This window comes from Phenylobacterium sp. P4_E10, assembly GCF_056401675.1.
The window spans coordinates 64,390-89,202 of record NZ_JBFUIW010000003.1; the positions used below are offsets into that span (position 1 = coordinate 64,390).

The 24,813-nt window shown below is 66.7% G+C and carries 26 protein-coding genes; 17 read left to right on the plus strand and 9 right to left on the minus strand.

Annotated elements, in window-relative coordinates; all coding sequences use genetic code 11:
* Window positions 1–54: 54 nt before the first annotated feature.
* Window positions 55–789: an ABC transporter permease gene (locus AC1DQJ_RS04170; protein ID WP_477600565.1), complete on the minus strand. Its 735-nt coding sequence runs from the start codon at window positions 787–789 to the stop codon at window positions 55–57.
* 212 nt (window positions 790–1,001) lie between these two features.
* On the opposite strand from AC1DQJ_RS04170, the gene AC1DQJ_RS04175 reads away from it, so the two are divergent.
* The 3 genes from AC1DQJ_RS04175 (at window position 1,002) to msrA (ending at window position 3,111) form a co-directional block, all read left to right on the plus strand.
* Window positions 1,002–1,826: a LysR substrate-binding domain-containing protein gene (locus AC1DQJ_RS04175; RefSeq protein WP_477600567.1), complete on the plus strand. Its 825-nt coding sequence runs from the start codon at window positions 1,002–1,004 to the stop codon at window positions 1,824–1,826.
* A complete protein-coding gene (locus AC1DQJ_RS04180; RefSeq protein WP_477600569.1) occupies window positions 1,823–2,425 on the plus strand; it encodes a malonic semialdehyde reductase in 603 nt (200 codons plus the stop codon). The genes AC1DQJ_RS04175 and AC1DQJ_RS04180 overlap by 4 nt, the downstream gene beginning before the upstream one ends.
* 164 nt (window positions 2,426–2,589) lie before the next feature.
* A complete protein-coding gene (gene msrA / locus AC1DQJ_RS04185; RefSeq protein ID WP_477600571.1) occupies window positions 2,590–3,111 on the plus strand; it encodes a peptide-methionine (S)-S-oxide reductase MsrA in 522 nt (173 codons plus the stop codon).
* An 8-nt stretch (window positions 3,112–3,119) separates the two neighbouring features.
* Here msrA and AC1DQJ_RS04190 read toward each other — a convergent pair whose 3' ends face one another.
* Window positions 3,120–4,130, minus strand: coding sequence for an isopenicillin N synthase family dioxygenase (locus AC1DQJ_RS04190; protein ID WP_477600573.1), 1,011 nt, complete (start codon window positions 4,128–4,130; stop codon window positions 3,120–3,122).
* A 91-nt stretch (window positions 4,131–4,221) separates the two neighbouring features.
* Window positions 4,222–4,590, minus strand: a complete 369-nt coding sequence (locus AC1DQJ_RS04195; protein WP_477600574.1) for a response regulator — start codon at window positions 4,588–4,590, stop codon at window positions 4,222–4,224.
* Between the two features lie 175 nt (window positions 4,591–4,765).
* Here AC1DQJ_RS04195 and AC1DQJ_RS04200 point away from each other — a divergent pair, with 175 nt between their 5' ends.
* From AC1DQJ_RS04200 to AC1DQJ_RS04265, 14 genes are all read left to right on the plus strand, one after another.
* A complete protein-coding gene (locus tag AC1DQJ_RS04200; RefSeq protein WP_477600576.1) occupies window positions 4,766–5,497 on the plus strand; it encodes a hypothetical protein in 732 nt (243 codons plus the stop codon).
* 433 nt (window positions 5,498–5,930) lie between these two features.
* On the plus strand, window positions 5,931–6,347 hold the full coding sequence (locus tag AC1DQJ_RS04205) for a hypothetical protein (protein ID WP_477600578.1): 417 nt from the start codon (window positions 5,931–5,933) through the stop codon (window positions 6,345–6,347).
* 587 nt (window positions 6,348–6,934) lie between these two features.
* Complete coding sequence (locus AC1DQJ_RS04210; RefSeq protein WP_477600580.1) at window positions 6,935–7,345, plus strand: lytic transglycosylase domain-containing protein; 411 nt, start codon at window positions 6,935–6,937, stop codon at window positions 7,343–7,345.
* A gap of 10 nt (window positions 7,346–7,355) precedes the next feature.
* Window positions 7,356–7,661 (plus strand): TrbC/VirB2 family protein, encoded by a 306-nt coding sequence (locus tag AC1DQJ_RS04215; RefSeq protein WP_477600582.1) that lies wholly within the window; start codon window positions 7,356–7,358, stop codon window positions 7,659–7,661.
* Between the two features lie 2 nt (window positions 7,662–7,663).
* Window positions 7,664–7,951 carry a VirB3 family type IV secretion system protein gene (locus AC1DQJ_RS04220; protein WP_477600583.1) on the plus strand — a complete coding sequence of 96 codons (288 nt, stop codon included), beginning with the start codon at window positions 7,664–7,666 and terminating at the stop codon, window positions 7,949–7,951.
* Window positions 7,948–10,326, plus strand: coding sequence for a VirB4 family type IV secretion/conjugal transfer ATPase (locus AC1DQJ_RS04225; protein ID WP_477600585.1), 2,379 nt, complete (start codon window positions 7,948–7,950; stop codon window positions 10,324–10,326). The genes AC1DQJ_RS04220 and AC1DQJ_RS04225 overlap by 4 nt, the downstream gene beginning before the upstream one ends.
* Complete coding sequence (locus AC1DQJ_RS04230) at window positions 10,323–11,459, plus strand: TrbL/VirB6 family protein (RefSeq protein WP_477600587.1); 1,137 nt, start codon at window positions 10,323–10,325, stop codon at window positions 11,457–11,459. The genes AC1DQJ_RS04225 and AC1DQJ_RS04230 overlap by 4 nt, the downstream gene beginning before the upstream one ends.
* Window positions 11,456–12,175: a VirB8 family type IV secretion system protein gene (locus AC1DQJ_RS04235; protein ID WP_477600589.1), complete on the plus strand. Its 720-nt coding sequence runs from the start codon at window positions 11,456–11,458 to the stop codon at window positions 12,173–12,175. The genes AC1DQJ_RS04230 and AC1DQJ_RS04235 overlap by 4 nt, the downstream gene beginning before the upstream one ends.
* Window positions 12,172–12,963 (plus strand): TrbG/VirB9 family P-type conjugative transfer protein, encoded by a 792-nt coding sequence (locus tag AC1DQJ_RS04240; protein WP_477600591.1) that lies wholly within the window; start codon window positions 12,172–12,174, stop codon window positions 12,961–12,963. Before AC1DQJ_RS04235 ends, AC1DQJ_RS04240 begins: the two co-directional genes overlap by 4 nt.
* Window positions 12,960–14,039: a TrbI/VirB10 family protein gene (locus AC1DQJ_RS04245; protein ID WP_477600592.1), complete on the plus strand. Its 1,080-nt coding sequence runs from the start codon at window positions 12,960–12,962 to the stop codon at window positions 14,037–14,039. Before AC1DQJ_RS04240 ends, AC1DQJ_RS04245 begins: the two co-directional genes overlap by 4 nt.
* Window positions 14,036–15,019 (plus strand): P-type DNA transfer ATPase VirB11, encoded by a 984-nt coding sequence (virB11, locus tag AC1DQJ_RS04250; protein WP_477600594.1) that lies wholly within the window; start codon window positions 14,036–14,038, stop codon window positions 15,017–15,019. Before AC1DQJ_RS04245 ends, virB11 begins: the two co-directional genes overlap by 4 nt.
* Window positions 15,020–15,188: 169 nt before the next feature.
* Entirely contained in the window at window positions 15,189–16,895 is a 1,707-nt protein-coding gene (locus tag AC1DQJ_RS04255; RefSeq protein WP_477600595.1) for a DUF1800 domain-containing protein, read from the plus strand.
* A 4-nt stretch (window positions 16,896–16,899) separates the two neighbouring features.
* A complete protein-coding gene (locus AC1DQJ_RS04260; RefSeq protein ID WP_477600597.1) occupies window positions 16,900–18,294 on the plus strand; it encodes a DUF1501 domain-containing protein in 1,395 nt (464 codons plus the stop codon).
* A 232-nt stretch (window positions 18,295–18,526) separates the two neighbouring features.
* Window positions 18,527–19,882, plus strand: a complete 1,356-nt coding sequence (locus tag AC1DQJ_RS04265) for a flavin-containing monooxygenase (protein WP_477601100.1) — start codon at window positions 18,527–18,529, stop codon at window positions 19,880–19,882.
* Here the strand turns inward: AC1DQJ_RS04265 and purN are convergent.
* Genes purN through AC1DQJ_RS04295 form a run of 6 tightly spaced genes read right to left on the minus strand, consistent with a single transcriptional unit; the run spans window position 19,879 to window position 24,728 of the window.
* A complete protein-coding gene (gene purN, locus AC1DQJ_RS04270; RefSeq protein WP_477600599.1) occupies window positions 19,879–20,472 on the minus strand; it encodes a phosphoribosylglycinamide formyltransferase in 594 nt (197 codons plus the stop codon). The two genes, AC1DQJ_RS04265 and purN, sit on opposite strands and share 4 nt — an antisense overlap.
* Complete coding sequence (locus tag AC1DQJ_RS04275; protein WP_477600601.1) at window positions 20,465–21,304, minus strand: MBL fold metallo-hydrolase; 840 nt, start codon at window positions 21,302–21,304, stop codon at window positions 20,465–20,467. The genes purN and AC1DQJ_RS04275 overlap by 8 nt, the downstream gene beginning before the upstream one ends.
* Window positions 21,301–22,077: a TatD family hydrolase gene (locus AC1DQJ_RS04280; protein ID WP_477600603.1), complete on the minus strand. Its 777-nt coding sequence runs from the start codon at window positions 22,075–22,077 to the stop codon at window positions 21,301–21,303. The genes AC1DQJ_RS04275 and AC1DQJ_RS04280 overlap by 4 nt, the downstream gene beginning before the upstream one ends.
* Window positions 22,078–22,085: 8 nt before the next feature.
* Window positions 22,086–23,084, minus strand: coding sequence for a DNA polymerase III subunit delta' (locus AC1DQJ_RS04285; RefSeq protein ID WP_477600604.1), 999 nt, complete (start codon window positions 23,082–23,084; stop codon window positions 22,086–22,088).
* Window positions 23,077–23,724, minus strand: a complete 648-nt coding sequence (tmk, locus tag AC1DQJ_RS04290) for a dTMP kinase (protein ID WP_477601102.1) — start codon at window positions 23,722–23,724, stop codon at window positions 23,077–23,079. The genes AC1DQJ_RS04285 and tmk overlap by 8 nt, the downstream gene beginning before the upstream one ends.
* 53 nt (window positions 23,725–23,777) lie before the next feature.
* The gene (locus AC1DQJ_RS04295) at window positions 23,778–24,728 is read right to left on the minus strand and encodes a septal ring lytic transglycosylase RlpA family protein (protein WP_477600606.1); all 951 of its coding nucleotides are present in this window, start codon (window positions 24,726–24,728) and stop codon (window positions 23,778–23,780) included.
* Between the last annotated feature and the right edge of the window lie 85 nt (window positions 24,729–24,813).

Sequence of the window (24,813 nt, forward strand, 5' to 3'; positions counted from 1 at the left end):
GCGGGGAAATGGACACGGGTCGCGGCCTTTCGTGCGGAGGTCGGGAGCCGAGGCTCAGGATTTGATGAGGGCGGGCCGCCAGGCGAGCGCGCGTTGCTCGATCGAGCGGACGATCAGGTCCGCGGTCAGGCCGAGCAGGGCGTAGACCAGCAGGCAGACGACGATGATGTCGGTGCGCATGAAATCACGGGCGTTGTTGATGAGGTGGCCGAGGCCGGCGGAGGCGTTGATCTGTTCGGCCACGACCAGCACCAGCAGCGCCACGCCCATGGCGTAGCGAAGACCGACCAGGAGCGAGGGCAGGGCGCCGGGGAGGATCACCTGGGTGATCTGCTCGGTCTGGCTGAGACCGAAGCTGCGCGCCGCTTCGACCAGACGCACGTCGACGCTGCGAATGCCTGAGAACAGGTTGAGATAGATCGGGAACACCGTCGCCACGGCGATCAGGGTGATCTTCGGCGCCTCGCCGATCCCGAACCAGACGATGAACAGCGGGGTCAGGGCCAGGCTGGGGATCGTGCGCTTGATCTGCATCAGCGGATCGACGGCCGTTTCCCCGGCCCGGGAAAGTCCAGCGATCAGCGCCAGAACAGTCCCTGCCGCCACGCCGATGGCCAGGCCGACGCTGGCCCGCGCCAGCGAGACCAGGAGATTGGAGAACAGCTCACCGCTGATTGTCAGCTCCCAGAGCGCGCCGATGACCGTGGAGGGCGCAGCTAGGATGCGGGCGGGAATGAGCCCGCTGCGGGATCCAAGCTCCCAAAGCAGCAGCAGCAGGACCGGCGACAACCAACGAGCATTGCTAATGCTCAGTCGCGGAAGACGAACCTCGATAGGTTTTCTGGCGGTTGCCGATAGAGACACTGCACGGGCTCCGGACGTCTGGCGCGCAAGGGAAAATTCCGCTTGGCGTTTCGTCAGAAAGCCCCTTAATTCCTATCAACTCAATAGACATATATTCAACTGGGTTATCAGAGAAACTCATAGGTGAGTGCGTGGCCGTGAACCTGCCGACCGAGCTGCTGCGCAGTTTCGCCGCCATTGTGGACTCCGGTTCGATGTTGCGGGCGACGGAGCGCGTCTATGTCACCCAGTCGGCGCTGAGCCTGCAGATGAAGCGGCTCGAAGAAGCGATCCAGGCTCCGCTGTTCCATCGCGACGGCCGCCGTCTGGTGCTGACGCCGGTCGGGCAAAGCCTGCTGGGCTTCGCGCGCGAGATGCTGGCGACAAACGACCGCGCCGTGGCGGCGCTGACCGGCGGAGCGCTGGCGGGCCCGGCACGCGTGGGGTTGGTGCAGGACTTCGCCGAGACGCTTCTCTCGGGCGTCCTGACCCAGTTCACGCACCTCAACCCTGACGTCCAGTTGCAGGTGAGGGTGGGCGGCTCGCAGGAATTGCTCGATCTGCTCAAGTCCGATCGTCTCGATGTCGTTCTCTGCATGGGCGCCGGCGATGATCCATCGGCGATCCGTCTGGCGCGCACCATCTGGATGGGCGACGCATCGCTCCTTGAACAGGAGGTGCTGCCGCTGGCCATCCTCGAGGAGCCCTGCCGCTTCCGGGACGCCGCTCTGGCCGCGCTCAAGGCTGCCGGGCGGCCCTATCGGGTGGTGCTGGAAACCCCGAGCCTGTCGGTGCTTCGCGCCGCGGTGTCGGCGGGCCTGGGCGTCACCTGCCGCACCGAGATGTTCTCCGACCGGGTGCTCGACGACGCCGACCTGCCGCCGCTCCCGGCGGTCGGATATGCGAGCCACACGCGGGCAGACCCCCACCAGACGATCTCCCGCCTGGCGGACATCATGCAAACTGCGGTTCTCAACCTATGACCGAACGTCAAACCGAAGGTCTTGCCGACCTCGCTCTCGATCAGCTGTTCCGCAAGGCCCGCACGGCCAATGCCTGGAGCAAAGGGGCGGTGCCTGAAGCCTTGCTCCGCGAGATCTACGGTCTGGCTAGGCTCGGCCCGACCTCGGCCAACGTGTCGCCGGCGCGCTTCCTGTTTCTGGTCACATCGGAGTCCAAGGCCCGCCTGGCTCCTCACGTTTCCAGCGCGAACTGGCCCAAGACCCTGGCCGCGCCGGTCACGGTCATCATCGGCTATGACCTCGACTTCGCCGAGCGGATCCCCGAGCTCTTCCCACACAATCCTGGCGCCAAGGCCTGGTTCGCCGACCGGGAGGTCGCCGCGATCACGGCGCTGCGGAACGGGACCTTGCAAGGGGCCTATCTGATGCTCGCCGCGCGGGCGCTCGGCCTCGATTGCGGACCGTTGTCGGGCTTCGACCACGCCGGCGTCGACAGGGAGTTCTTCGACGGCACTGCCGTCGTCAGCAACTTCATCTGCAACCTCGGTTACGCAGATCCGGTCGGGCACTTCGATCGCTTGCCGCGCTTGGCCTTCGGAGACGCCTGTCGGGTACTGTAGCGGCTTGGGCGGTTCCTCAAAGCAGATCGAGCGACCCCGGCGCGGGCTCGATCGCGAGCCGCCTGGGCCTTTCACTCGGCCACCGGATGACTACATCTCTGCCCTCAAGCAACGTGCGATTTTTGGCGCGTTGGCCAATGTGCGAGCCTCCGGAGGGCATTGAAATGAGCGCTGCGACTGAGACCGTCATCCTTGCGGGCGGGTGCTTCTGGGGCATGCAGGATCTCATCCGCAAGATGCCCGGCGTGATCTCCACCCGCGTCGGCTATTCGGGCGGCGACGTATCGAACGCCACCTATCGCAATCACGGGACCCACGCCGAGGCGATCGAGATCACCTTTGACCCCGCCTCGCTCACCTATCGCCTGCTGCTCGAGTTCTTTTTCCAGATCCACGACCCAACCACTCTGAACCGGCAGGGCAATGATCTCGGCGTCAGCTATCGCTCAGCGATCTACTACACCAACGAGGTCCAGAAGGCGGTCGCGCTCGACACCATCGCGGACGTGAACGCTTCGGGCTTGTGGCCGGGCAAGGTGGTGACCGAGGTCGAGCCCGTCGGTCCGTTCTGGGAGGCCGAACCGGAGCACCAGGACTACCTGGAAAGGATCCCCAACGGCTACACCTGCCACTTCGCCCGACCAAACTGGAGGCTCCCCGTTCGCGCGGCCGCCGCCCAGTCCTAGCCGATCGCTTAATCCAACGCCGAGATGAGTTGGGGGAATACCTTGCCCACCTTGCTGAGGAGGTAGTCCCCGTAGGTCCCCTCGAATGCGTGCGGACTGGCCTTGTCCCATCGATCGGATCCATCGGCCGCCTCTAAGACGGTCGCCGCAACGGTTGGCAGCGGCTTCAATTCCGCCGCGAAGTCCGGGTCGAAGAACAGCGGGAATGAGAGGCGGTCCAGGCCGCTGCGGTTCAGCACGCGATGGGGCGTGGACCGATAGCGACCGGCGGTCAGCCGTTCGAGCATGTCGCCGATGTTGCAGACCAGGGTCCCTTTGATCGGTGGGGCTTCGATCCAACCGCCCGGCGTTCGGATCTGCAGACCGCCCTGTTCGTCCTGCGCCAGCAGAGTGAGAAGGCCGTAGTCGGTATGTTCGCCAACCCCCCAGGCAGGATCAACGTCCTGACCCGACGCCGGCGCCGCGGGATAATGGAAGATCCGGAACAGGACCGTCGGGTCGCCCGTGTATGTCCTGGCGAAATAGTCCCGCTCGAGACCAAGGCTAATGGAGAAGGCCTCCATGAGCAGACTTGCCGCTCGGGTCGTGGCGAGCATGTAGGCGGCGACTGTGCGCTGAAGCTCTGGAACCTGGGCGGGCCAGAGATTGGCGCCGTGCATCGGACGTCCCTGGGCGACCCGTGCATCGTCAGGACCCAGTTCGACTCCCAGATAGAGGCCTTCCTTCAGGTCAGGCCGTCCCGAGGTGAGCTCACCGCCCACTGGGAAGTAGCCGCGCCATGCGCGACCGCCGCGCGCCATGGCGATCTGCATCTTGTCGGCCAGGGGGAGGGCGAAGAACGCACGGCTCAGGGTCTCGAGGTCTTCCAGGAGCCCTGGAGGTATGCCGTGACCGGTCAGATAGAAAAACCCATGAGCCTCGCAGGCGTGAGCCAGGGCCTCCGACACCGCTGCGCATCCGGCGGCGTCCGATCGCTCAAAGAGGCTGCTCATATCGATAATCGGTAGGTCGTTGGTCATTCGATAGCTCGCCGCCGCTGCCGCGCTTTGGGCCATCGTCCGCTGTGACCTGCTCGAGATGCAGCGTCTGGCGCTGCCTGCCGGCGAGCAGCTAGCCCGGAAGAGGGCAAAGACGCAGGCATGTGGCTGCCAAGTTACGTGTGTCGATCGGTTTTTCAACGATCGCGTGGGCGTCTACATTGCGCAACATATCGACATTTCCGGTGACGTAGACGACCGGGATTTCGCCCAGCTCGGCCTTGATCGCCCGTACGGCGTCGATGCCAGTGCCGCCGCAGATCCGCACGTCGGCAGTGATCAAATCGGGGCGGTGGCTGATGGCGCTGGCGAGAGCCTCGCCTGGGCTGTCTGCGATGTCGAAACTTCGATACCCCAGGGCTTCCAAGGAGGTCTCGATGTCCAAAGCGATCAGGATCTCATCCTCGATGATGAGCACGTGACCTTGCAACGATTGGCCCATGGCGTTCCTCCTGGGGCCCCCCAGGAAGCAGGGCATCGTGAGTCCCGCAGTTCGGCCAGTCAACTTTTGCGAAGACCGCGGCCGAACCGTCACGTTCGTGTTTTGTTCTTGCTTCAAGCTGAGCCTTGTGAGATGCTCATCATCTGATGCCGGTAGGGCGCACGTCGGGCGCTAGATGGGCGTTCTCAGCAGGAAAGGCGAGGCAAGGATGGCTGGTTATCGGCCGGCGCGCGGCGGCGCGCTCGAAACGATGGCGGACTTTTATGACCGTCGCACGCGGGAGGTCGCGAAGCTCGGCCGTAAGGCGGAGGCGGTAGCACATAAGGCCTATGGAGATGCTCTGAGGTCGGGAACGGATTTGGTTCTTCGTACCCAGGAGGAGGTCAAACGCTTCGGGGCGAAGCTGCTCGATGATCGCAAGCCGGTCGTCAGGCAGTCGCCCCAACCGCCTGGCGGCGATCAGGCGCCGCGGGCCAAGGTCGATCTGAATCGCAATCCTGTGGTGAGGGCCGTCGCCGGAGACGTGGCGCAGGGGGTTGGCAATGCTGCCGGCATTGTGAGGGGCGGCGTCCATGCAGTGGAGGGTCTCGCCGAAGGCGCGGTATTCCTCCAGCGGCTGTTAAATCCATCAGACGTGTTACTGAGCCCGGCAGGTCAGTCGGCGGCTGCACAGCTGGTCGGAGCCGCATCGCGGGGCGTGGATTATGTCCGCAAGGGCGTCGCTGACCCGCAGATCGTCGTCCGCGACGTGCGCGACAAGGCGCATCAGATGCGTGTGGATCTGGATCCCACCGCGACGCGTGCGGCGCCGACGGTGAGAGAGGAGGTTCAGCGCCGGCTGAACATCGGCATGAACCAAGGTGAACTTGCGTTCGATGTGGCATCATTCCCGTCGGCGGGCCCCTAGCCAAGAGTGTGAAGGGCCTTCGTACGGCTTCCAAGGCAGAGAAGTATCTGGGGCAGGGGTTCACGCCTGCTAAGGCGGCTCATTTGGCTGAGCCTTACCCGAAGTACGGGATGGGCCACCACTACGGCCCGCGGCGAATGGCCCTCCCGCGCAGCTACAGCGAGAGCGTCTTCAATCGCCTGAAGCCGGAGGGTATCACCCGGGGTGACATGTACGAACTTCACTACAAGGTCGACCCCGAGTTCAAGGGAACTGGATTTCCTGCAAGGGTCGGCGGAGGCGGATGGAGTGGCGCAGGTCTCGGGTTGAAGGAATACGGCCTAGCGGGGCGGATCTGGCACGGTAGTCCGGCCCCTCTGAAGGCGCGCGTAGGAGGTCTGGGAGGCGCCGCCGGCGCGGTTGCGCACGGAATGATAGACGAGGAGGACTCCTGGTGAGCGTCAGACCGGAAGCGGAATTCCGAACCGAACTTCCCTATGACGGCATTGAAGACGAGATAGACTTCGTGGAGTTCCCCGGTCGAAGCGTAACTGAGGCGATCGCAGCGATGCTTGCAGGTCTCGGCTACGATGTGTCGGCTCCGATCCATGCCGCCGAGCACGGCTGGGAGCTCGATGCCTGCGCAAATGGCCGGCGCTTCTGGCTGCAGATCACTCGCATGGATGAGGAGGTCTGCAACCTCATGACGATGGACATGACTTGGCGCATCTGGCGCATGCAGCCCAGCTTCAAGGAGTTTCTGACGCAACTAGATACAGCGCTTCGTGGGGATGGACGTTTCAGCCAGATCGGTTGGTTTCGGAACTCGAAGGACGAGACCCGATCGTCACATCCGGTCGAGGCGTCGTGAAGATGGGATGACCGATGTCCCTCACGTGAGGCCAGTGGAAGCTGTCTTGCCCCGGGGAACAGACTTGCAGCTGCTGGCCGCCGCTCGCGTAGTCGAGGGAAATGGAAAGCAGCGTGTTTCCCCATGCGAAGCCGCCGTTCGGGCGTGTTCGCATCGCTGGGGAAAAGCGACACTGAACGCGCTACCATAAATGCGCCTAAGGAATATTATCGGAAATGATACCGTGCTGTGCATGGCGTTGTGCGGACGTTTGGAAGCGCACCGTCGCCGCAGCCGCGTGAATATGGCAACCGTCGCGCTTTGCACGTCTTTCGTCGCATTCCACCGGCTCCTGGCCCCTCGATCCCGCTAACGAGGCGCCATGCCGTCGATGCTGATCGACACCTCCCAGATCCCGCCCCGCCCACGGAATGTCCGGCGGCTCTTCACCCATCATGTTTCGCGCCCGGTTACTCGCCTCGATTGTAGTTCTCCACGTCGTGGTTTTTGGCGGGACGTTCGCGCGCGCGGACGTGTTCGAGATAGACGACGTGGGGAACGCGATCCTTATTTCAGCTTCGCTGGGGAATGAGGCGGTCGGAACGCCCATGCATCCTCGCGCTCCGCGCCCCGCCTTGGCGGAAATGTTCCGGACCAGCGGCGAGCAATCCTTGGTCAGCGACCGTCTGATAGAAGCGGTCGCCTGGACGGAGTCGCGCTTCAATGTCAGCGCCGTCTCGCCGAAGGGCGCCCGCGGAGTGATGCAATTGATGCCGGGCACGGCGCGCGGATTGGGCGTTGATCCCCGTGATCCAGCCCAGAACATTCGCGGCGGTGCAGCCTATCTGCGCACCCTGCTCGACCAATTCGACGGCGACATCGTCAAGACCCTGGCCGCCTACAACGCCGGACCGAACGCGGTGCGCCGTCACGGCGGTCCGCCACCCTACGCCGAGACCCAGGCCTACATCGCCCAGGTGCTCAATCGCCTGGCCGATCAGGCCCAGAATGATCGCTGAGACCCTACACATGAAGCGCAACTTCGCCCTGGCGTTCGCCGCTGCCCTCGCCGCCGGCCCGGCCGCCGCCCAGGGCGTCGAGCTCGATCCTGCCGGTTCCTCGCCGATGCTCTCGGCGCTGAACTGGTTGCAGGGCAGCCTGATGGGCAACGTCGCGACCGCGGCCGCGGTCATCGCTATCGGCGTCATCGGCTTCCTGATGTTGACCGGCCGGATGGACTGGCGCCGCGGCGTTGTCGTTGTGATGGGCTGCTTCATCCTGTTCGGCGCAGCGGCCATCGTCGCCGGTATCCGCCAGGTTGCGGGTGGCGGCTAAACGTGTCGGGCGCGCTTGCCTCAGACCCCATGTTCACGGCGCTAACGCGCCCTCAGATGCTGGGCGGCGTCACCTATAGCTATGCGGTGCTCAACTTGATCGTCACGGTCGAGGTCTTCCTGGTGAGCCGGTCATTCTGGGCGCTGGGCGTCGCCGTGCTGTTACATGTCGCCGGCTATATCGGCTGCGCGCGGGAACCGCGCTTCTTCGACCTTTGGATCGTCCGTGCGAGCCGCTGCCCCCGGGTGCGCAACCACGGCTTCTGGCGCGCGAACAGCTACGCGCCGTGACCGTTTTCGCCTCCTTCGGCCTAGGCGCAGCGCTTGCGCCCAGGGAGGCGCGTGTGGGCGACCGCCTGCCCTACGCGCGACACGTCGACGACGCGACCATCGAGACGCGCGATGGCATGCTCATGCAGGTCCTGCACCTGCGCGGCTTCCCGTTCGAGACCGCCGACACCGAGGAACTGAACTACCGGAAGTCCGTGCGCGACACGATGTTGCGCTCGATCGCCTCGTCGCGGTTCGCCGTTTATCACCATGTGGTGCGGCGGCGGGCCGAGGCCGCGCTGCGGGGCCATTTCGACGACCCGTTCAGCGCCGCACTCGACCGCGACTGGCGGGAACGCCTGGCTGGGCGGCAGCTCTATACGAACGAGCTGTTCCTCACCCTCGTGCGCCGGCCGCTTCAAGGCCGGCTCGGGCTGCTGGACATGGTGGCGCGAGCGCCTGACCGTCGCGCAGCGGGACAGGGACAGGACCTGCGCGAACTCAATGCCGCGCGCGACGCGTTCCTGGCCGGCCTGGCGCCCTACGGGGCCAGACTCCTAACCGCCTATGACAGCGAGAGCGGGCTCTGCTCGGAGCCGATGGAGTTCATCTCGGCAATTTCGAACGGCGAAGTGCGGCCTATGCTGTTGCCGCGTGGCGACCTCGGGACCCACCTCCCGACATCCCGGCTCAGCTTCGGCCTGGACGCCATCGAATGCTCGCCCGGCCCCAGCGGCGCGGCCCGCGGCTTCGCCGCGATGCTGTCGATGAAGGACTACCCGGCCCGCTCGTCGCCCGGGCTGTTGGACGGGCTGGGAAAGCTGCCCTTCGAGCTGGTGCTGACTGAGAGCTTCGCGTTCGTGGAACGCCAGCCGACCCTTGACCGCATGAACCTGGCGCTGCGCCGCATGCGGGCCAGCGACGACGACGCCATCAGCCTCAAGCGTGAGTTGATCGAGGCCAAGGATGAGGTCGCCTCCGGCCGCGCCGTGTTCGGCGAGCATCACCTGACCATGATGATCCGCGCCGGCGACTTGGGCGAGCTCGACGCCGCTGTCGCCGAGGCCAGGGGCGCCTTTACGGAATCCGGCGTGATCGCGGTGCGCGAAGACGTCGGCATGGAACCCGCATTTTGGGCTCAATTCCCAGGTAATTTCAAAGACATCGCGCGGAGAGCTCTGATCTCGTCCGCCAATTTTGCAGGGCTGGCCAGCTGCCACAACTACCCGCTGGGCCAGGCGGACGGGAACCACTGGGGACCGGCGATCACGGTTCTGGAGACCACCTCGGGGTCGCCCTACTACTTTAGTTTCCACAAGGGCGACCTCGGCAACTTTACGGTCATCGGCCCGTCCGGCGGCGGCAAGACCGTCCTGCTCACGTTCCTGATGGCCCAAGCGCGGAAGGTCTCGCCCAGCCTCTTCTACTTCGACAAGGATCGGGGCGCCGAGATCTTCATACGCGCTGTCGGCGGACGCTACGACCTGATCAGACCGGGCGAGCCAACCGGGTTCAATCCGCTGGCGATGGAAGACAACCCGGCCAACCGCGCGTTCCTGTCGGAGCTGGTCATGCGGCTGACTTCCGCTGGCGGCGAGGCCACGGCGGACGAGCGCGCGACCATAGCTGACGCCGTCGATGCGAACTTCGCCCAGGCGCCGCGCTATCGTCGGCTGCGCTACTTCCAAGAACTGTTCCATGGCCTGCGCCGTCCGGCCATGGGCGACCTCGCCAGCCGCCTGTCCCCCTGGTTCGGCGACGGCGAACATGCCTGGCTGTTCGACAACGAGAGCGACGGCCTGGACCTGAGCCGCGGGGTCGTCGGGTTCGACATGACCCGTATCCTCGACACCCCGCATACCCGCACGCCCGCGATGATGTACCTCTTCCACCGCGTGGAGCAGAGCCTGGACGGGCGGCCCTCGCTGATCGTCGTGGACGAGGGCTGGAAGGCGCTCGACGACGACGTGTTTGTCCAGCGGATTCGCGACTGGGAGAAGACCGTCCGCAAGCGCAACGGCGCGGTCGGGTTCGCCACCCAGAGCGCCTCGGACGCGCTCGAGAGCCGCATCGCCTCGGCCATCGTAGAGCAGGCCGCGACACAGGTCTTCCTGCCGAACCCCAAGGCCCAGCGGCGTGAGTATGTCGAAGGCTTCGGCCTGACCCAGCACGAGTACGATCTGGTCAGGACCTTGCCGGACACCTCCCGCTGCTTCCTGGTCAAGCAGGGCGACGACAGCGTGGTCGCCCGACTGAACCTGAAGGGACTGGAGCACCACCTGATGGTGCTCTCAGGTACTGAAGCTTCCGTGCGCCGGTTAGACGCCTTGCGCGCGCGCGTCGGCGACGACCCCGCCGATTGGTTGCCGCTGCTGGTCCAAGGAGCGGCGACGTGATCGAAGCCTGTCCAGCTCCGCCCGCATCCATCGGCATGGTCCGCGGCCTGATGCAGACCGTCGACTGCGGCGTCCGCGTCTTCGCCGAGAGCGGCTATGAGGCGCTGACCGCGCCGCCTTCCCCCTTCCCCACCATCGTCACCGCGTTGCTGACTCTCTATGTGGCCTTCGTGGGCTGGGGACTGATGAGCGGTCGCGGCCCGCGGCTGGCTGACACGCCCCAGATCGCCGTCAGGATCGGGGCCATCCTGGCGCTGACTACCGCGTGGCCGATCTTCCAGGCCCTGGTGTTGGACAATGTCTTCGACGGCCTGACCGTGTTCGCGGCCGTCCTGACGGGCCCGATCCGCCAGGCTGGAGCTGGCGACATCTGGGCCGAGCTGCAGTCGGCCTACGACCAGATCGTCGTGACCGCCGCGGCGCTGGCGACCGCGCCCGACCCGGACGCCCTCCCCGGGGGACCGGCGGCGACAGCCGAGGTTCTGTGGTCAGCATCGACCGCATTGTTGGCCGGCACGCTCGGGGTCGTCCTGGTGGCCAAGATCGTGGCGGGTGTGCTTACCGCCCTGGGGCCTATCGCGATAGCGCTGATGCTGCTGGCCCATACGCACAGCCTGTTCGCCGGCTGGCTGAGAGCGCTGATCATTTCCGCGCTGGCGCCGTTCGCCGCGACCCTCGGCCTGGCGTTGTTGCTGGCATTACTCGAACCGCGGCTGGCGAGCCTGGCGGCCATGCGCGCGTCAGGCGTGTTTGATCTCGCCGTCGTCGCCGGGGTCGCGACCCTGATCTTCATCTTCGCCGCCGCCCAGGGTTGCCTGGTGCTGATGATGGGCGTCGTCGGCGCGAGTTTCGTCCTGCCGCGTGCGCAGCCGGCCACCGAAACCGCGGCGCCCTCACCCACGCGCAACGACTGGCGCGAGGCGGCGCCCGCGCCGTCGCGCGCGGCGCAGGTGGCTGACGCAGTGCGCCGCATCGACATGCGCGACACATTCGACGCTCAGGAGGGCCGGCTCCATGTCGCCGTCTCGCACCGAGCGATCGCCGACGGCGATGGCGGGATCGCGCCCGCCCGCCTCGGCGACCTTCAGCGGCGAAGCCGATCCGCCGCGCCCCGTGACGGGCTAGCCCCATGAAGATGCTTAAGAACCGGAACGACCCTCAGGCCTACTACCAGGCGGCAGAAACCTGGGCTCAGGACACCGAGGCGCGTCGCGCGGCGTCCGTGACCTTGGCCTGGCGCGTGGCGGGCGCGGCCTGCGCGGTGGCGGTGCTGGAAGGACTGGCCCTGGCTCTGCTGATGCCGCTCAAGACCGTCGTGCCCTACACGCTGACCGTCGACCGCCAGTCGGGCTATGTCGAAATGGCGCGCGGCGTGAAGCTGGGTGAACTCAGCGAGCGCGAGGCGGTGACGCAGGCGTTCCTGGCCCAGTATGTCATGGCGCGCGAGACCTTTGACGCCGCCGACCTCAACGCCGATTATCAGAAGGTGGCCGCCTGGTCGGCGGGCCGCGCGCGCGCCACCTGGCTGCGGGCCTATGACCGGAACAATCCGCAAAGCGTGCTGAACCAGACGCCGGCGACGACCGTGGTCAGCACCAGGATTCGCAGCATCTCGATGCTCAACCCGACGACGGCCTTGGTCCGGTTCGAGACGGAGCGCCTGGACGCCGGACAGGACCGCGCCCAGCCCGCTGGCGCTTGGTCGGCGGTCGTCACCTTCCGCTACAACGACGCCCCGATGCGGATGCAGGACCGGTTCATCAATCCGCTCGGCTTCCAGGTCACCGACTATCGGCGCGACGCCGAGAGCGCGAGCGGGCGTCCCTATGTCCGAAGGACCGCGCCGTGAGGTGGGCCGCCCTCCCCGCTGCGGCGCTTTTGTTATGGGCGGGCGCTGCGTTCGCCGTCGTGCAGCCGGCGCCGGGCCAGCTCGACCCGCGAATTCGCTCGGTGGCCTATGACCCAGGCCAGGTGGTCGAGGTGACCGGCCACCTCGGCTACCAGATGATGATCGAATTCGCGCCCGGAGAGCGGATCGAGAACGTCTCCATCGGCGACAGTCAGGACTGGCAGGTGACCCCGAACCGCCGCGCCGACCTGCTGTTCCTGAAGCCGCTGGAGGCCGGGGCGGCCACCAACATGACGGTGGTGACCAATCGCCGACGCTACAGTTTCCTGCTGCGTACGCGGGAGGCCAGCGGCCCCAAGGACCCCCGGCTGATCTTCGGTCTGCGCTTCGACTACCCGCCCGAGCCGGAGCCGGAGCCTGCGCCGCCGTCGCCAGAGCCAGAGCCGCCGTTGGAACGCAACGCCGCTTACACCTACACAGGATCGCCCGGTCTCGCCCCGGCGCGGGTGTTCGATGACGGCCGCTCCACCTGGTTCGCCTTCGCCGAAGGCCCGGAGACGCCGGCGATCTTTGCCATGGACGCCAGCGGCGCGGAGTCGGTGGTCAACTCCTCGGTCCGGGGGGACTACGTCATCGTCGATCAGGTCGCCCCAGCCTTCATGCTGCGCCGGGGCAAGGAAACCCTGACCCTGCATAACGACGCCTGGCGCGCGCCGGCGCCGGGGCCGGACAGCCCGCTGCCGCGACCGAAGAAGCGCTGGAGCCTGCCGTGGGGCAAATCCCGATGAACCAGCCTGCCGAAACGGAACTGCCGACCGCGCCCACAGCCGTGGCCAAGCCCCCGAACCCCTGGGTCCTGCCGCTCGGCGTCGGCGCCGTCGTCGCCGCTGGGGTGATGGTGTTCGCCGCCATGAGCTCGAACCGAGCGGAAAAGCAGGCGGCGCCTGCTGCGTCGGCGGTGTTCGATCCGCCTCCCCCGCCGATCGAGCCCATGATCGAACCCGACGCAGTGGTCAGTGCCGACGACCCGCCGGCGGCTCCCCACATGATGGGGCTGAATGAGGCGCCTCCCGAGGCAGAGCGCGCCCTGCCCGGCCTGGGCGCGGCGACAATGCCGGATCAGGCTCGCCGCGCGCCGGCGCTGATTGTCGACCTGAGCGGGCCGATCGGCGCGCCGGGCGCCGCTCCGGCCGCCGTCCCCGAGCCGATGAACCCCGCCACGGTCGTCGCCACGGACGCCAAGGGCGACAGCGACAACGCATTTGCGCGGCGCGTCTCCAGCGAGGCGGTGGGAACGGCGCAATCCTCCCGCATTGCTCGGCCCGACCTGACCGCGCCGCAGGGGACGATGGTGCCGGCGGTGCTGGAGACCGCCATCAACTCCGACCTGCCGGGCTTTGCGCGCGCCGTGGTCAGCCGCGACGTGCGGGCGTTCGACGGGTCCAGCGTGGTCATCCCGCGCGGCTCCAAGTTAGTGGGTCAATATCGCAACGCGGTCGCGGCCGGACAGTCGCGCGCCTTCGTCGTGTGGACCCGTCTGATCCGGCCCGACGGCGTGACCATCGACCTGGGATCGCCGGGCGCCGACGCGCTGGGCCGGGGTGGCCTTGAGGGTCAGACCGACCGCCATTTCCTCCAGCGCTTCGGCGCCGCCATCTTGCTCTCGGTGATCACCGCGGCGGCGGTCGGCGACAACGATCGGGACGTGGTGGTGATCGGCTCGGCCCAGGACGCCGGTCGGATCGCGGAGATCGCCCTGCGCAAGCAGATCGACATTCAGCCGACTATCAAAGTGCTGCAGGGCACCCCCATCCGGGTGTTCGTCGCCAAGGACCTGGTCTTCGAGAGCGCGGCCCGCCGATGAGCGCCTCACTATCGGAGGCGGTCTATCTCCGCACCTATCTGGCCCCGCTCAGCGCCTGGCTGGAACAGCCCGACGTCACCGACATCCTGGTCAACCGGCCCGGAGAGATCTGGGTGGAGCGGCTGGGCGCGGGGCTGGAGCGGGTCGAGGCTCCGCTGCTGACCGCCCAGATTCTTGGACGTCTTGTCCAACAGATGGCCAGCCTCGCGCGGCAGGGACTCAATCGTGAACACCCACTGCTGTCGGCGTCCCTGCCCGATGGCGCGCGGGTTCAGGTGGTGATCCCCCCTGCGACGCGGGGCGACATCGCCCTGGCGATCCGCCGCCACGTCGTCTTCGACCTGACGCTCGCTGACTACGAAGCCGAGGGAGCGTTCGCCGAGGTCGCTGGGAAGCGCGCCAATTCGTCCGAAGACGAGCCGCTGCGAGCGAGGCTGGACGCCGGTGACATCGGCGGTTTCCTGCGCGCGGCGGTCCGAGCCCGCAAGACCATCGTCCTCTCCGGCGGCACGGCCAGCGGCAAGACGACCCTGCTCAACGCCCTGCTGAAGGAAATTCCCCAGAACGAGCGCCTGATCGCCATCGAGGATGCTGCCGAAGTCCGGCTTGACCATGCGAACGCGATCGGCCTGATCGCAGCGCGCGGCGTGGCGGGCGAGGCCCAGGTGACCGCCGAGGACTTGCTGCAAGCCTGCCTGCGCCTACGCCCAGACCGCATACTGATGGGTGAATTGCGCGGGCGCGAGGCGTTCAGCTTCCTGCGCGCTGTCAATACCGGCCACCCGGGCTCGATCACCACTGTACACGCGGACACGACGCGCGGCGCGTTGGACCAGATTGCGCTGATGACCCTGCAGGCCGGCTTGAACATTGGGTGGAGCGAGATTCAAGCCTATGTCAGCCAGGTCGTTGATATTGTCGTTCAGCTGAGTCGTCGCGATGGCAAGCGAAGAGTGACCGATATTCTTCACAATATTTAGTAAATACCTATAAACCAAACTATATACATGGCCGCAGGTACCTTAAATCTGATCGCAGATTTGTGCGCGTTCGTCGAATACGGAGGCGAGGCTAGCTGAGGATGACGCAAATACACCGTCCGGATCGCCGCTAGCGGCATCCGCATGCGTCCCATTTCAGACGGTGTCCATGAACTCACTCGCACGCTACGGCGTTGTCCTCGCCCTCGTCGGATCTGTCGGTGCAGGCGCTGGACTTACCATCACCACCTTGTCGAAGAAGTCTGAGGCTGTCGCCAGCGCTGCGTTTGCGCCGACCGAGCCCGCGGACGCAGTACGGCTGGCCAAGCAGGCCACCTTCGGCCCGACCCAGGCGGTCGTGGACCGCATCGTGGCGGTCGGCGCCGAGGCCTGGGTCGACGAGCAGATCGCGCTCCCGGCCAGCAGCACCTACAAGGACTTTACCGGTTCGCGCTATGCGCAGCCCGACTGCAGCACCGCGAGCGACATGCATCTCTGCATGCAGCTGTACTACCGCGCCCAACCGGTGGTGATGCGTTTCTATACGAACGCATTGAGCAAGCCTGACCAGCTGCGCCAGCGGGTCGCCTTCGCCCTGTCCCAGATGATTGTGACATCCGGCCTCAAGGTCGAGCGGACGGCGGGCACCGCCTCCTTCCAACAGATCATGCTGAACAACGCCTTCGGCAACTACCAGACGATCCTCCGCGAGGTGACGCTCAACCCGGCCATGGGCGACTACCTCGACATGGCCACGTCGGTCCGCGGCGCGCCGAACCAGAACTATGCCCGCGAGCTGATGCAGATCTTCTCGATCTATCCGTCGACGCTCAACCGCGACGGCACCCTGCTGGTGGACGCCAACGGCCAGACGACCCCGACCTACACCGAGCAGGACGTCAACGAGGTCGCCCGCGCCCTCACTGGCTGGACCTATGCACGCTACGGGACGAACCCCGTCTGGCACGAGCGCAATACCAACTACGCCGTGCCGATGATCCAGTATCCGGCCAGCTACAAGGGTCAGTATTTCGACAGCGGATCGAAGCAGTTCCTCGGCCGCAGCGTCCCCGCCGGCGCCACGCCGCAGCAGAACCTGGACGCCGTCATCGCCGCGGTGTTCTCGCACCCCAACGTCGGCCCTCACGTCTCCAAGCAGCTGATCCAGCACCTAGTCACGGCCAACCCCTCGCCCGGCTATGTCGAGCGCATAGCCGCCGTCTTCGACGATAACGGCACGGGCATCCGCGGCGATCTGAAGGCCGTGGTCCGCGCTATCCTGCTCGACCCTGAGGCGCGAGGCTCGGTCAAGACCGACGAGGCCTATGGAAAGGTCAAGGAACCCGCGCTCTTCATGACCAGCTTCCTGCGGATCATGGGCGCGACCTCCGACGGCTTCTTCGCCTACTCCAAGGGCCACGACCTGAACCAGCGGGTGTTCGAGGCGCCCAGCGTCTTCAACTTCTATGCTTGGGACTTCCCGCTGGCGCAGGGCGACGGCCTGGCCAGCCCGGCCAGCAAGCTGCTGGGCGGCGCGCTCGACAACGAACGCCACAACTTCATGTTCAACTACACGATCATCGACGACATCCTCGGGACCGGTCGCGACTATCGGCCCATACCGTTCCTGGGCAGCAACACCGGCACCAAGGTCAACTGGAAGCAGTGGGAAACCTTCGGCTCGAACGTCGACGGCATGATCAACCGGATGGACCTGCTGCTGCTGAACAACAGCATGAGCATCAACCAGCGCGCGGCGCTCAAGAGGGCGATGCTGGCGGTCACCGATCCCAACGCCACCGTCCAAGCGCGTAAACGCGCCCAGACCGGTCTCTACATTGTGATGACCTCCCCTCAATTCCAAGTCGATCGGTAACGCGATGACCCTTTCGAGACGCGACTTCGGCCGACTGGCCTTGGGCTCCAGCGCCGCCGCCACCCTCGGCACGCTCGGCCTCACCTCGGCCCTGGCCCAGAGCCAGCCCGACTACCGCGCCGTGGTGACCATCTTCCTCTATGGCGGCAACGACGGGTGGAACACCCTGGTGCCGATGGACGAGCGGCACGCGACCTATGCGCAACTCCGCGGCCCGTCCGTGGCGCTGTTCAAGGAGGATCTGGCGCCGCTGCCGGGGACCAACTTCGGCATGCACCCGTCCTTCGCGCCGCTTGTTCCGCTGTGGAACCAGGGCGCCATGTCGTGGGTGCTGAATGTCGGCACGCTGCTGCGTCCACTGACCCGCGAACAGTTCTGGGAACATCCGGAATGGCGCCCCAGCAACCTGTCGTCGCACTCCGACGAGCAGGCTCACTGGCAGAGCATGCGCCCAGGCAGCATCCACCCCGACGGTGTGCTGGGACGAATGGCCGACACCCTGTTGCGGGCTGGCGAGCCGGCTCCTGCGGCCTCGCGGCTGATCTCCACCAATGGCGCCAACCTGGCGCTGATGGGCAACCAGGCCTCGCCGCTGATCCTGCCTTTGTACTCGCCCTTCGATCGAGCCGGCTACGACCCCGACACCACCGATCCGGAGGACATGGCGCGCAACGCAGCTCTCAAGGCGTTCGCCGATGGTCCTCACCCCAGCAAGGTGCAGGAACTGACCGCCAAGGGCTTCGAGGAATCGTACAAGGCCGGCGTGCAGGTGAACCCGATCCTGCGCGGCGAGGGGACGGCAGTCGATCAGGACTTCAACGACCCGGACGGAGCGTTCCGCGACACGCAGCTGTCACGGCAGATGCGCCTGATCGCGCGCATGATCGAGAAGCGCGGGGACCTCTCTCACAACCGCCAGCTCTTCTATGCGGGCCAGGGCGACTACGACACCCACGCCAACCAGGTTTCAGGTGGCCGGGTGCTGGGCGCCCACGCCGACCTGCTGACCGACGTCGCGCTCAGCATCACAAGCTTCTACGCAGCGATGCAGCGCATCGGCCTCGCGGATAAGGTGACGATCGTCACGATGTCGGACTTCGGCCGCACCTTTAAAGGCAACGGCTCGAACGGCACGGACCACGGCTGGGGCAACGCCTACTTCGTGGTCGGCGGCGCGCTGAAGCCGCAGACCATCCACGGCCTCTATCCGCGGCTGGCCTTCGGGACGGGCGACGATTCCGAGCACGAAGGCACCTGGATCCCAACAATCTCCAACGAGGAGTACTTCGGCGCCGTCGCCCAATGGTTCGGCGTTCCCTTAGCGCGCATGTCGTACGTCCTGCCGAACTGGTCAAATTGGTCCACCAACGGCCGCGGTCCGGTGCCCCTGTTCGGGTAGCCTCAGGGCCGGCCTCCGCGGCCCCTACCTGAGTGGCTCGCCTACTATGCTGGGGTGCTGGAACCGGCGGTCCAGAACCATCGGAAGGGCCGCGTCAGCGCCCGCCCTGCCCTGGCCAAGGACGGCGGCTGACGCCAGGGGCGCCGTGGGGTCATGTTTGACCGGCCCTGGCGCCCTGCTAGGCTTTCGTGAACAACGATAAGCTTGGGAGGCCGCCTTGGCCGGAACGCATCTGCCGAAGGCCTGCATCATCGGAGCAGGATGTTCCGGGTTCACGACCGCCAAGCGGCTGCGTGACTTCGGCATCGCCTACGACTGCTTCGAGATGTCCGACGAGGTCGGCGGCAACTGGTATTACAAGAACCCCAACGGGATGTCGGCCTGCTACGAGAGTCTGCACATCGACACTTCGAAGTGGCGGCTGGCTTTCGAGGACTTTCCGGTCCCTGCCGACTGGCCGGACTTCCCGCATCACGCCCAGCTCCACCAGTACTTCAAGGACTATGTAGACCACTTCGGTCTGCGTGAGACGATCACCTTCAACACATCGGTGCAGCGCGCCGTGCGCAACACCGAAGGCGTCTGGGAGGTAACTCTCTCGACCGGGGAGACTCGGCTTTACGACGTGCTTTTCGTCTGCAACGGCCACCACTGGAGCCCGCGCATCCCGGAATACCCCGGCGAGTTCGAGGGCCCGGCCTTCCACAGCCATGCCTATAGCGACCCGTTCGATCCGGTGGACATGCGCGGCAAGAACGTCGTCGTCGTCGGCATGGGCAATTCGGCGATGGATATCGCCTCGGAACTCGCCCAGCGGCCGATCGCCAAGAACCTATGGGTGTCGGCCCGGCGCGGGGTCTGGGTGCTGCCCAAGTACATGAACGGCAAGCCGTCGGACAAATCGGCCATGCCGTCTTGGATGCCCCGCAAGTTGGGCCTGTCGCTGGCCCGCAAGGCGATCAAGCGCTCGCTGGGCAATATGGAAGACTACGGTCTGCCCAAGCCCGACCACGAGCCCCTTGACGCGCACCCCTCTGTCAGCGGCGAGTTCCTGACCCGCGCCGGCTGCGGCGACATCAAGTTCAAGCCGGCGATCGAAGCGCTGGAAGGGCGCAAGGTCCGGTTCGCCGATGGCAGCGTCGAGGATGTCGACGCGATCATCTTCGCCACCGGCTACGACATGCGGTTCCCGTTCTTCGAGGATCCGAGCCTCGCGCCAGACGCCGATCATCGCCTGCCGCTGTTCAAGCGGATGATGAAGCCGGGCGTGCCGAACCTGTTCTACATGGCCCTGGCCCAGCCGCTGCCGACCTTGGTGAATTTCGCCGAGCAACAGGTGAAGCTGGCGGCGGCCTATCTGGCCGGCCTCTATCTACCGCCCTCGCCCGCCGAGATGGAGCAGATCATCGCCAAGGACGAGGCGACGCATCTTGGCCACTACTACGCAGCCAAGCGGCACACGATCCAGGTCGACTTCAACATCTACGTGGACGACTTGCGCAAGGAAGTGGCCCGCGGCGCCAAGCGTGCGCGGGCGGCGGGCAACCCGCTGCCGGTGCCGGCCCGTGCAGACAAGGCCGTGGCCTAGTCCGGCAGGCGCAGCTCCCCAGCGGCGATCCGCCCGAGGGTCTCAAGGAAGAAGGCGGGCTCCATGGCGGTGACCCGCGCCTCCAGGCTTTCCGGCGTGTCATCGGCCAGCACCGGAACTGTGCGGCGGCCGATCACCGGCCCGTGGTCATAGATCTCGTCCACCGCGTGGATCGTCGCGCCGCTTTCGGGCACACCTGCGGCGATCACCGCCTCGTGGACCCGCCGGCCGTACATGCCGTCACCGCCAAACTCGGGAAGCAGGCCGGGGTGGATGTTGAGGATGCGGTTGCGATAGCGGGCCAGGGTCTTGGGCCCGAGCCGGCGCAGATAGCCGGACAGCACTACCAGTTCGACTTCGGCCTCTTCCAGCGCCTGAGCCAGGCGCGCATCGGCCGCGTCAGGGTCGGCCTGGGTCGGGATCACCAGCTGCGGGATGCCTCGTTCGGCAGCGAAGACCAAGGCCCCGGCGTTGCGATTGTTGCTGACCACCAGACAGCCCTTGGCCAGCAGCGCGCCGGCCTTGGCGGCCTCGACGATGGCTCGCATGCTGGTTCCGTTCCGTGACGCGAGAAAACCAAGCTTAAGCATTGGACTGCTCACGCAATTCCCCGCTCAGCTCATGTTCGAACCGCAGGCCGTCAAACGCCGGCTCGACACCTTCGGGAAGCTTCTGAACCAGGTCGACGTAGTCGAGATCGATGTGCATGTTGGTCAGGATAGCGCGGCATGGCTTCAGCCGATCGATCCATTCGAGCGTGCGCTCGACGTGAGCGTGGGTCGGATGCGGGCGCCAGCGCAGCGCGTCGACGATCCAGACGTCGAGGTCGGAAAGCGCGTCCATGGCGGCATCGTCGAGGTTCACGACATCGCTGGAATAAGCCACATTTCCAAAGCGATACCCGATAGATCTCACACCGCCGTGGTCCTGATCGAAGGTCGTCACGGGAATGTCGCCAGATGGCCCGGCCACGCGCCACGCCGCGCCATGCGGCCCCAGCGGCACGATGTCGGCGATGGCCGGATAGCCGCCCTCGCCCTGGAAGATGTAGCCGAAGCGGCGCTGCATGGACTCCGCCGTGGCGCCATCCATGTGGCAGGCGATGCGCGCCCGCTGGCGGATGAAGAAGGCGCGGATATCGTCGATGCCGTGGGTCTGGTCGGCGTGATCGTGGGTCAGCAGCACCGCGTCCAGCCGTTTGGCGCCCGCCTCGGAAGTCTGCCAGACCAGGTCTGGCGAGGTGTCGACGATCAGGGTCGTCTCACTCTCGGGGGCCTCGCCTCGCCGACGGACCATCAGCGAGCAGCGACGGCGACGGTTCTTCGGGTTGGCGGGATCGCAGGCTCCCCAATCGCCGTCCGCGCGCGGAACGCCGCCGGACGACCCGCAGCCGAGGATCGTGAACTCCAGGGCCCCGCTCACGGCCGCGGTATCCTGTCGAACAGCGCGAAGAAGGCGTCCTCGGTGCGGCGCTCTGCGTCGTGGTTCGACCAGCCGCGGACCTGGGCCAGCTTGTGCAGCACGTCAGGCAGGTAGGCCGGCTCATTGCGGCGGCCGCGATGCGGCACGGGGGCGAGGTAGGGGCAGTCGGTTTCAACGATGATGCGGTCAGCCGGCATGTCGCGGACAATGGCGCGGACGTCCTCCGCGGTCTTGAAGGTGGCGATGCCGGAAACTGAGAACCACGCCCCCAGCTTCGCTGCGCGCGCGGCCAGCTCCGCGCCGGACGTGTAGCAGTGCATCAGGATCTTGAACGGGCCGGCGGCGTGTTCCTCTTCGAGGATGTCGCCCATCACCTCGTCCGCCTCACGGGTGTGGACCACCAGCGGCAGGCCGCTCTCGCGGGCCGCGCCGATGTGGGCGCGGAACACCTGAGCCTGGATGTCACGCGGGCTCAGATCGTAGTGGAAATCGAGGCCGGTCTCGCCGATGCCGACCACACGCGGGTCGGCGGCCAACGCGATCAGGTCGGCGGCGCTGAGCTCGGGATTCTCCTTGGCCTCGTGCGGGTGAGTGCCGACCGTGCACCAGATGTCCGGATGGTCGGCCAGGGCCCGTACCTTGTCGAAACCCGAGACCTTGTCGCTGATGTTGACCATCAAGCCGATGCCCGCCGCGCGGGCGCGCGCGATCACCTCGTCGCGGTCCTCGTCGAACTGGTGGGCGTGCAAGTTTACGTGGCTGTCGATCAGCATTCGGAATGTCAGGCGCGCGCGGCGGCGCGCAGTTCGGCAAGGGCGGTGAAGAAGGCGTCGGAGCGGTCGAGGTTCACCGCTTCGACCTCGCGCGGCAAGCGCTGGAGCGTCTCCCACGCCGAGGCCCAGCGATCAAGGCCGCCATAGCCTTCGGCCGCAAGTCGGGACGTGTGCGCATGGACGCGCTCGGCCAGGCGTTCGAGCAGCAGGTTGAACTGGGCCGCGCCCTCCCCGCCGCGGAAGCGGTCCGCCAAGGAGAGGGCCAGGGCCTCGTCGATGCGCGGCAATGACTGCAGGATTTCTTTGGCGGCGTCGTCCACCGCCACCGCGCCCGCCAGCGCCAGGCCCAGGGCCTTGCCCGGCGCGCCGCGCGACATGCGGGCCAGGCGGATGGCGTCTTCCGCATTGGCCGTGGTGCGGGTCGAGACGAAGTTCGTCACCTGGTCTTCCGGCAAGGCCTGGAACGCCAGGCGGCGGCAGCGCGAGCGGATGGTCGGCAGCAGACCGCCCGGCGAATGGGAAACCAGCAGGATCACCCCGCGCGGCGGCGGTTCTTCCAGGGTCTTCAGCACCGCGTTGGCGGCGTTGACGTTGAGGTCGTCGGCGGCGTCGATGATCGCCACCCGGTGTGGCGCGGAGGCCGGCGACTTGGAGAAGAAGTCACCCAGTTTGCGGGCCTCGTCGACCGGGATGGTCTTGCGCGGCTTGCCGTCCTCACCGAAGCGCTCGAGCACCATGATGTCGGGATGAGAGCGGGCGATGATCTGCCGGCTGACCGGGTGATCGGGCGAGGCGCCGAGCACGCCAAAGGCGCTGTTGGGCGGCGCGCCCAGCAGCCGGCGGGCGGCGCGATAGGCGAAGGTCGCCTTGCCCACGCCTTCGGTCCCGGTCAGCAGCCAGGCGTGATGCAGACGGCCACGGCCGCGGGCCTCTTCGAAGGCGGCCTCGGCCGCCTCGTGCCCCATGAGATCGAAGACCTCGCGGGGGTGTGTGGGCGCCTCAGCCATTGACGGGCAGACGGCCGGAGACCGCCGTCCAAACCTGTTGCTCGACATCGTCCATGGTCGCGGCGGCGTCGATCATCGCGCAGCGTTCGGGCTCGGCCTGGGCGATCTCCCGGAACGCCGCGCGAAGCCGCTCGTGGAACGCCACGCCTTTAGACTCAAAGCGCGTCTCGGCATGGCCGTCGGCCTTGGCAAAGGCCTCTGCCCGGGCGAGGCCGACATCGACGGGGAGGTCAAAGACCAAGGTGAGGTCCGGGCGGACATCGGCGAGCAGGTGCTGCTCCAGCGCCGAGATGAAGGCCGGGTCGACGCCCCCAGCTCCGCCCTGATAAGCGCGGGTGGAGTCCGCGAAGCGATCGCAGACCACCCAGGCGCCGCTTTCCAGGGCCGGCAGGATACTCCGCTCGATGTGGTCGCGCCGCGCGCCATACATCAGCAGCGTTTCGGTCGCGGGGCTCCAGCGGTCGGCGGACCCGGTGAGGACGAGATTGCGGATGGCTTCGGCGCCGGGAGATCCGCCGGGCTCGCGGGTGGCGATGACCTCGATGCCGGCTTGACGCAGGCGCGCGACAAGGCGCCGGACCTGGGTCGATTTGCCCGCGCCCTCGCCGCCTTCGAAAGTGATGAACCGCCCGCGCGTCACGCCGGCCAAAATGGCCGGTTCGCCCGGTTTGTCCAGCGGTCAGACACTTCGCCTCAGGCGCCGGGGCGAACCACCCGGGCTTCGGCGAAGCCGTAACCGGCCACCCTATCGCGCAACGCAAAGGCTTCGCCCTCATCCGCCGTGCCGAGGACCATGACCCGATAGAGCGTCACGCCGTCGGCCCGCAGGAACGGTTCGACGGTGGCGGTGACCGCCGAGCCCAACTGGCTCACCACCTTCTGGGCGTTGAGCGGGTCGGCGAAGGCGCCGGCCTGGACCCGGTAGAGTCCGCCGGAAGTCGTGGCCGTGGCGGCAGCTGGCATGGGCGCGGCGGCGATCGGGGTGAGCGGCTGGGAAGCCACCGGCGCGGCCGACGCGATCGTCGAAGGCGCGCTGTTGATGCCCGAATAAGGTACGGGAGCAGTCGGCGGCTGCGCGCCCGGCGTCGGGCCAGGCGTGTAGTTGGCGTAGCGAAGCCCCGCATCCGGTGCGCCGAGCGGGGCCGGACCCACATAGCGCACGCGCACCCGGGCCTGCCCTTGCGGCTCGAAGCCGAGCTGGCGAGCCGCCTCCTGCGAAACGTCGATCAGCGCGCCGCCGCTGAACGGCCCGCGGTCATTGACCCGAACCTGGACGGTCTTGCCGTTGCCGAGATTGGTCACCTCGACGATCGAAGGCAGCGGCAGGGTCGTGTGGGCGCCCGAGAGGGCGAAGCGGTCGAACACCTCGCCATTGGCCGTGGTCTTCAGGTGATGGCTGGCGCCGTACCAGGTGGCGATGCCCTCCTGGTCATAAGACGGCTCCTCCTTGGGCACGTACCAGACACCGGAGACTTCGTACGGCGCGCCGACCTTGTATTTCCCGCCAGCGCCGTTGGGCAGTTGGCCCGGCGTGGGGCCTGCCGTCGGATGCTTGGCGGCGAAGCGCGGCTGCGGCGTAGCGCAGGCCGCGAGGGACGCGGTCCCCATCAGGATCACGAGCAGGCTGCGGGCGGAACGGACCATGCCGCACTCCTCCAAAATGGCAACGCCCCCCAGCGCTGTATCGCCAGATGCTCGCCCGCCGCGCCTTGCGACAGGGTTAACGGCA

Excerpts from the sequence above, each read along its gene's own strand:
- AC1DQJ_RS04180 (WP_477600569.1), top strand. The coding sequence starts at position 1,823 with ATGACCGAACGTCAAACCGAAGGTCTTGCCGACCTCGCTCTCGATCAG.
- msrA (WP_477600571.1), top strand. The coding sequence starts at position 2,590 with ATGAGCGCTGCGACTGAGACCGTCATCCTTGCGGGCGGGTGCTTCTGG.
- AC1DQJ_RS04190 (WP_477600573.1), bottom strand. The coding sequence starts at position 4,130 with ATGACCAACGACCTACCGATTATCGATATGAGCAGCCTCTTTGAGCGA.
- AC1DQJ_RS04195 (WP_477600574.1), bottom strand. The coding sequence starts at position 4,590 with ATGGGCCAATCGTTGCAAGGTCACGTGCTCATCATCGAGGATGAGATC.
- AC1DQJ_RS04200 (WP_477600576.1), top strand. The coding sequence starts at position 4,766 with ATGGGCGTTCTCAGCAGGAAAGGCGAGGCAAGGATGGCTGGTTATCGG.
- AC1DQJ_RS04210 (WP_477600580.1), top strand. The coding sequence starts at position 6,935 with ATGCATCCTCGCGCTCCGCGCCCCGCCTTGGCGGAAATGTTCCGGACC.
- AC1DQJ_RS04215 (WP_477600582.1), top strand. The coding sequence starts at position 7,356 with ATGAAGCGCAACTTCGCCCTGGCGTTCGCCGCTGCCCTCGCCGCCGGC.
- AC1DQJ_RS04235 (WP_477600589.1), top strand. The coding sequence starts at position 11,456 with ATGAAGATGCTTAAGAACCGGAACGACCCTCAGGCCTACTACCAGGCG.
- AC1DQJ_RS04245 (WP_477600592.1), top strand. The coding sequence starts at position 12,960 with ATGAACCAGCCTGCCGAAACGGAACTGCCGACCGCGCCCACAGCCGTG.
- virB11 (WP_477600594.1), top strand. The coding sequence starts at position 14,036 with ATGAGCGCCTCACTATCGGAGGCGGTCTATCTCCGCACCTATCTGGCC.
- AC1DQJ_RS04255 (WP_477600595.1), top strand. The coding sequence starts at position 15,189 with ATGAACTCACTCGCACGCTACGGCGTTGTCCTCGCCCTCGTCGGATCT.
- AC1DQJ_RS04260 (WP_477600597.1), top strand. The coding sequence starts at position 16,900 with ATGACCCTTTCGAGACGCGACTTCGGCCGACTGGCCTTGGGCTCCAGC.
- purN (WP_477600599.1), bottom strand. The coding sequence starts at position 20,472 with ATGCTTAAGCTTGGTTTTCTCGCGTCACGGAACGGAACCAGCATGCGA.
- AC1DQJ_RS04280 (WP_477600603.1), bottom strand. The coding sequence starts at position 22,077 with ATGCTGATCGACAGCCACGTAAACTTGCACGCCCACCAGTTCGACGAG.
- AC1DQJ_RS04285 (WP_477600604.1), bottom strand. The coding sequence starts at position 23,084 with ATGGCTGAGGCGCCCACACACCCCCGCGAGGTCTTCGATCTCATGGGG.
- AC1DQJ_RS04295 (WP_477600606.1), bottom strand. The coding sequence starts at position 24,728 with ATGGTCCGTTCCGCCCGCAGCCTGCTCGTGATCCTGATGGGGACCGCG.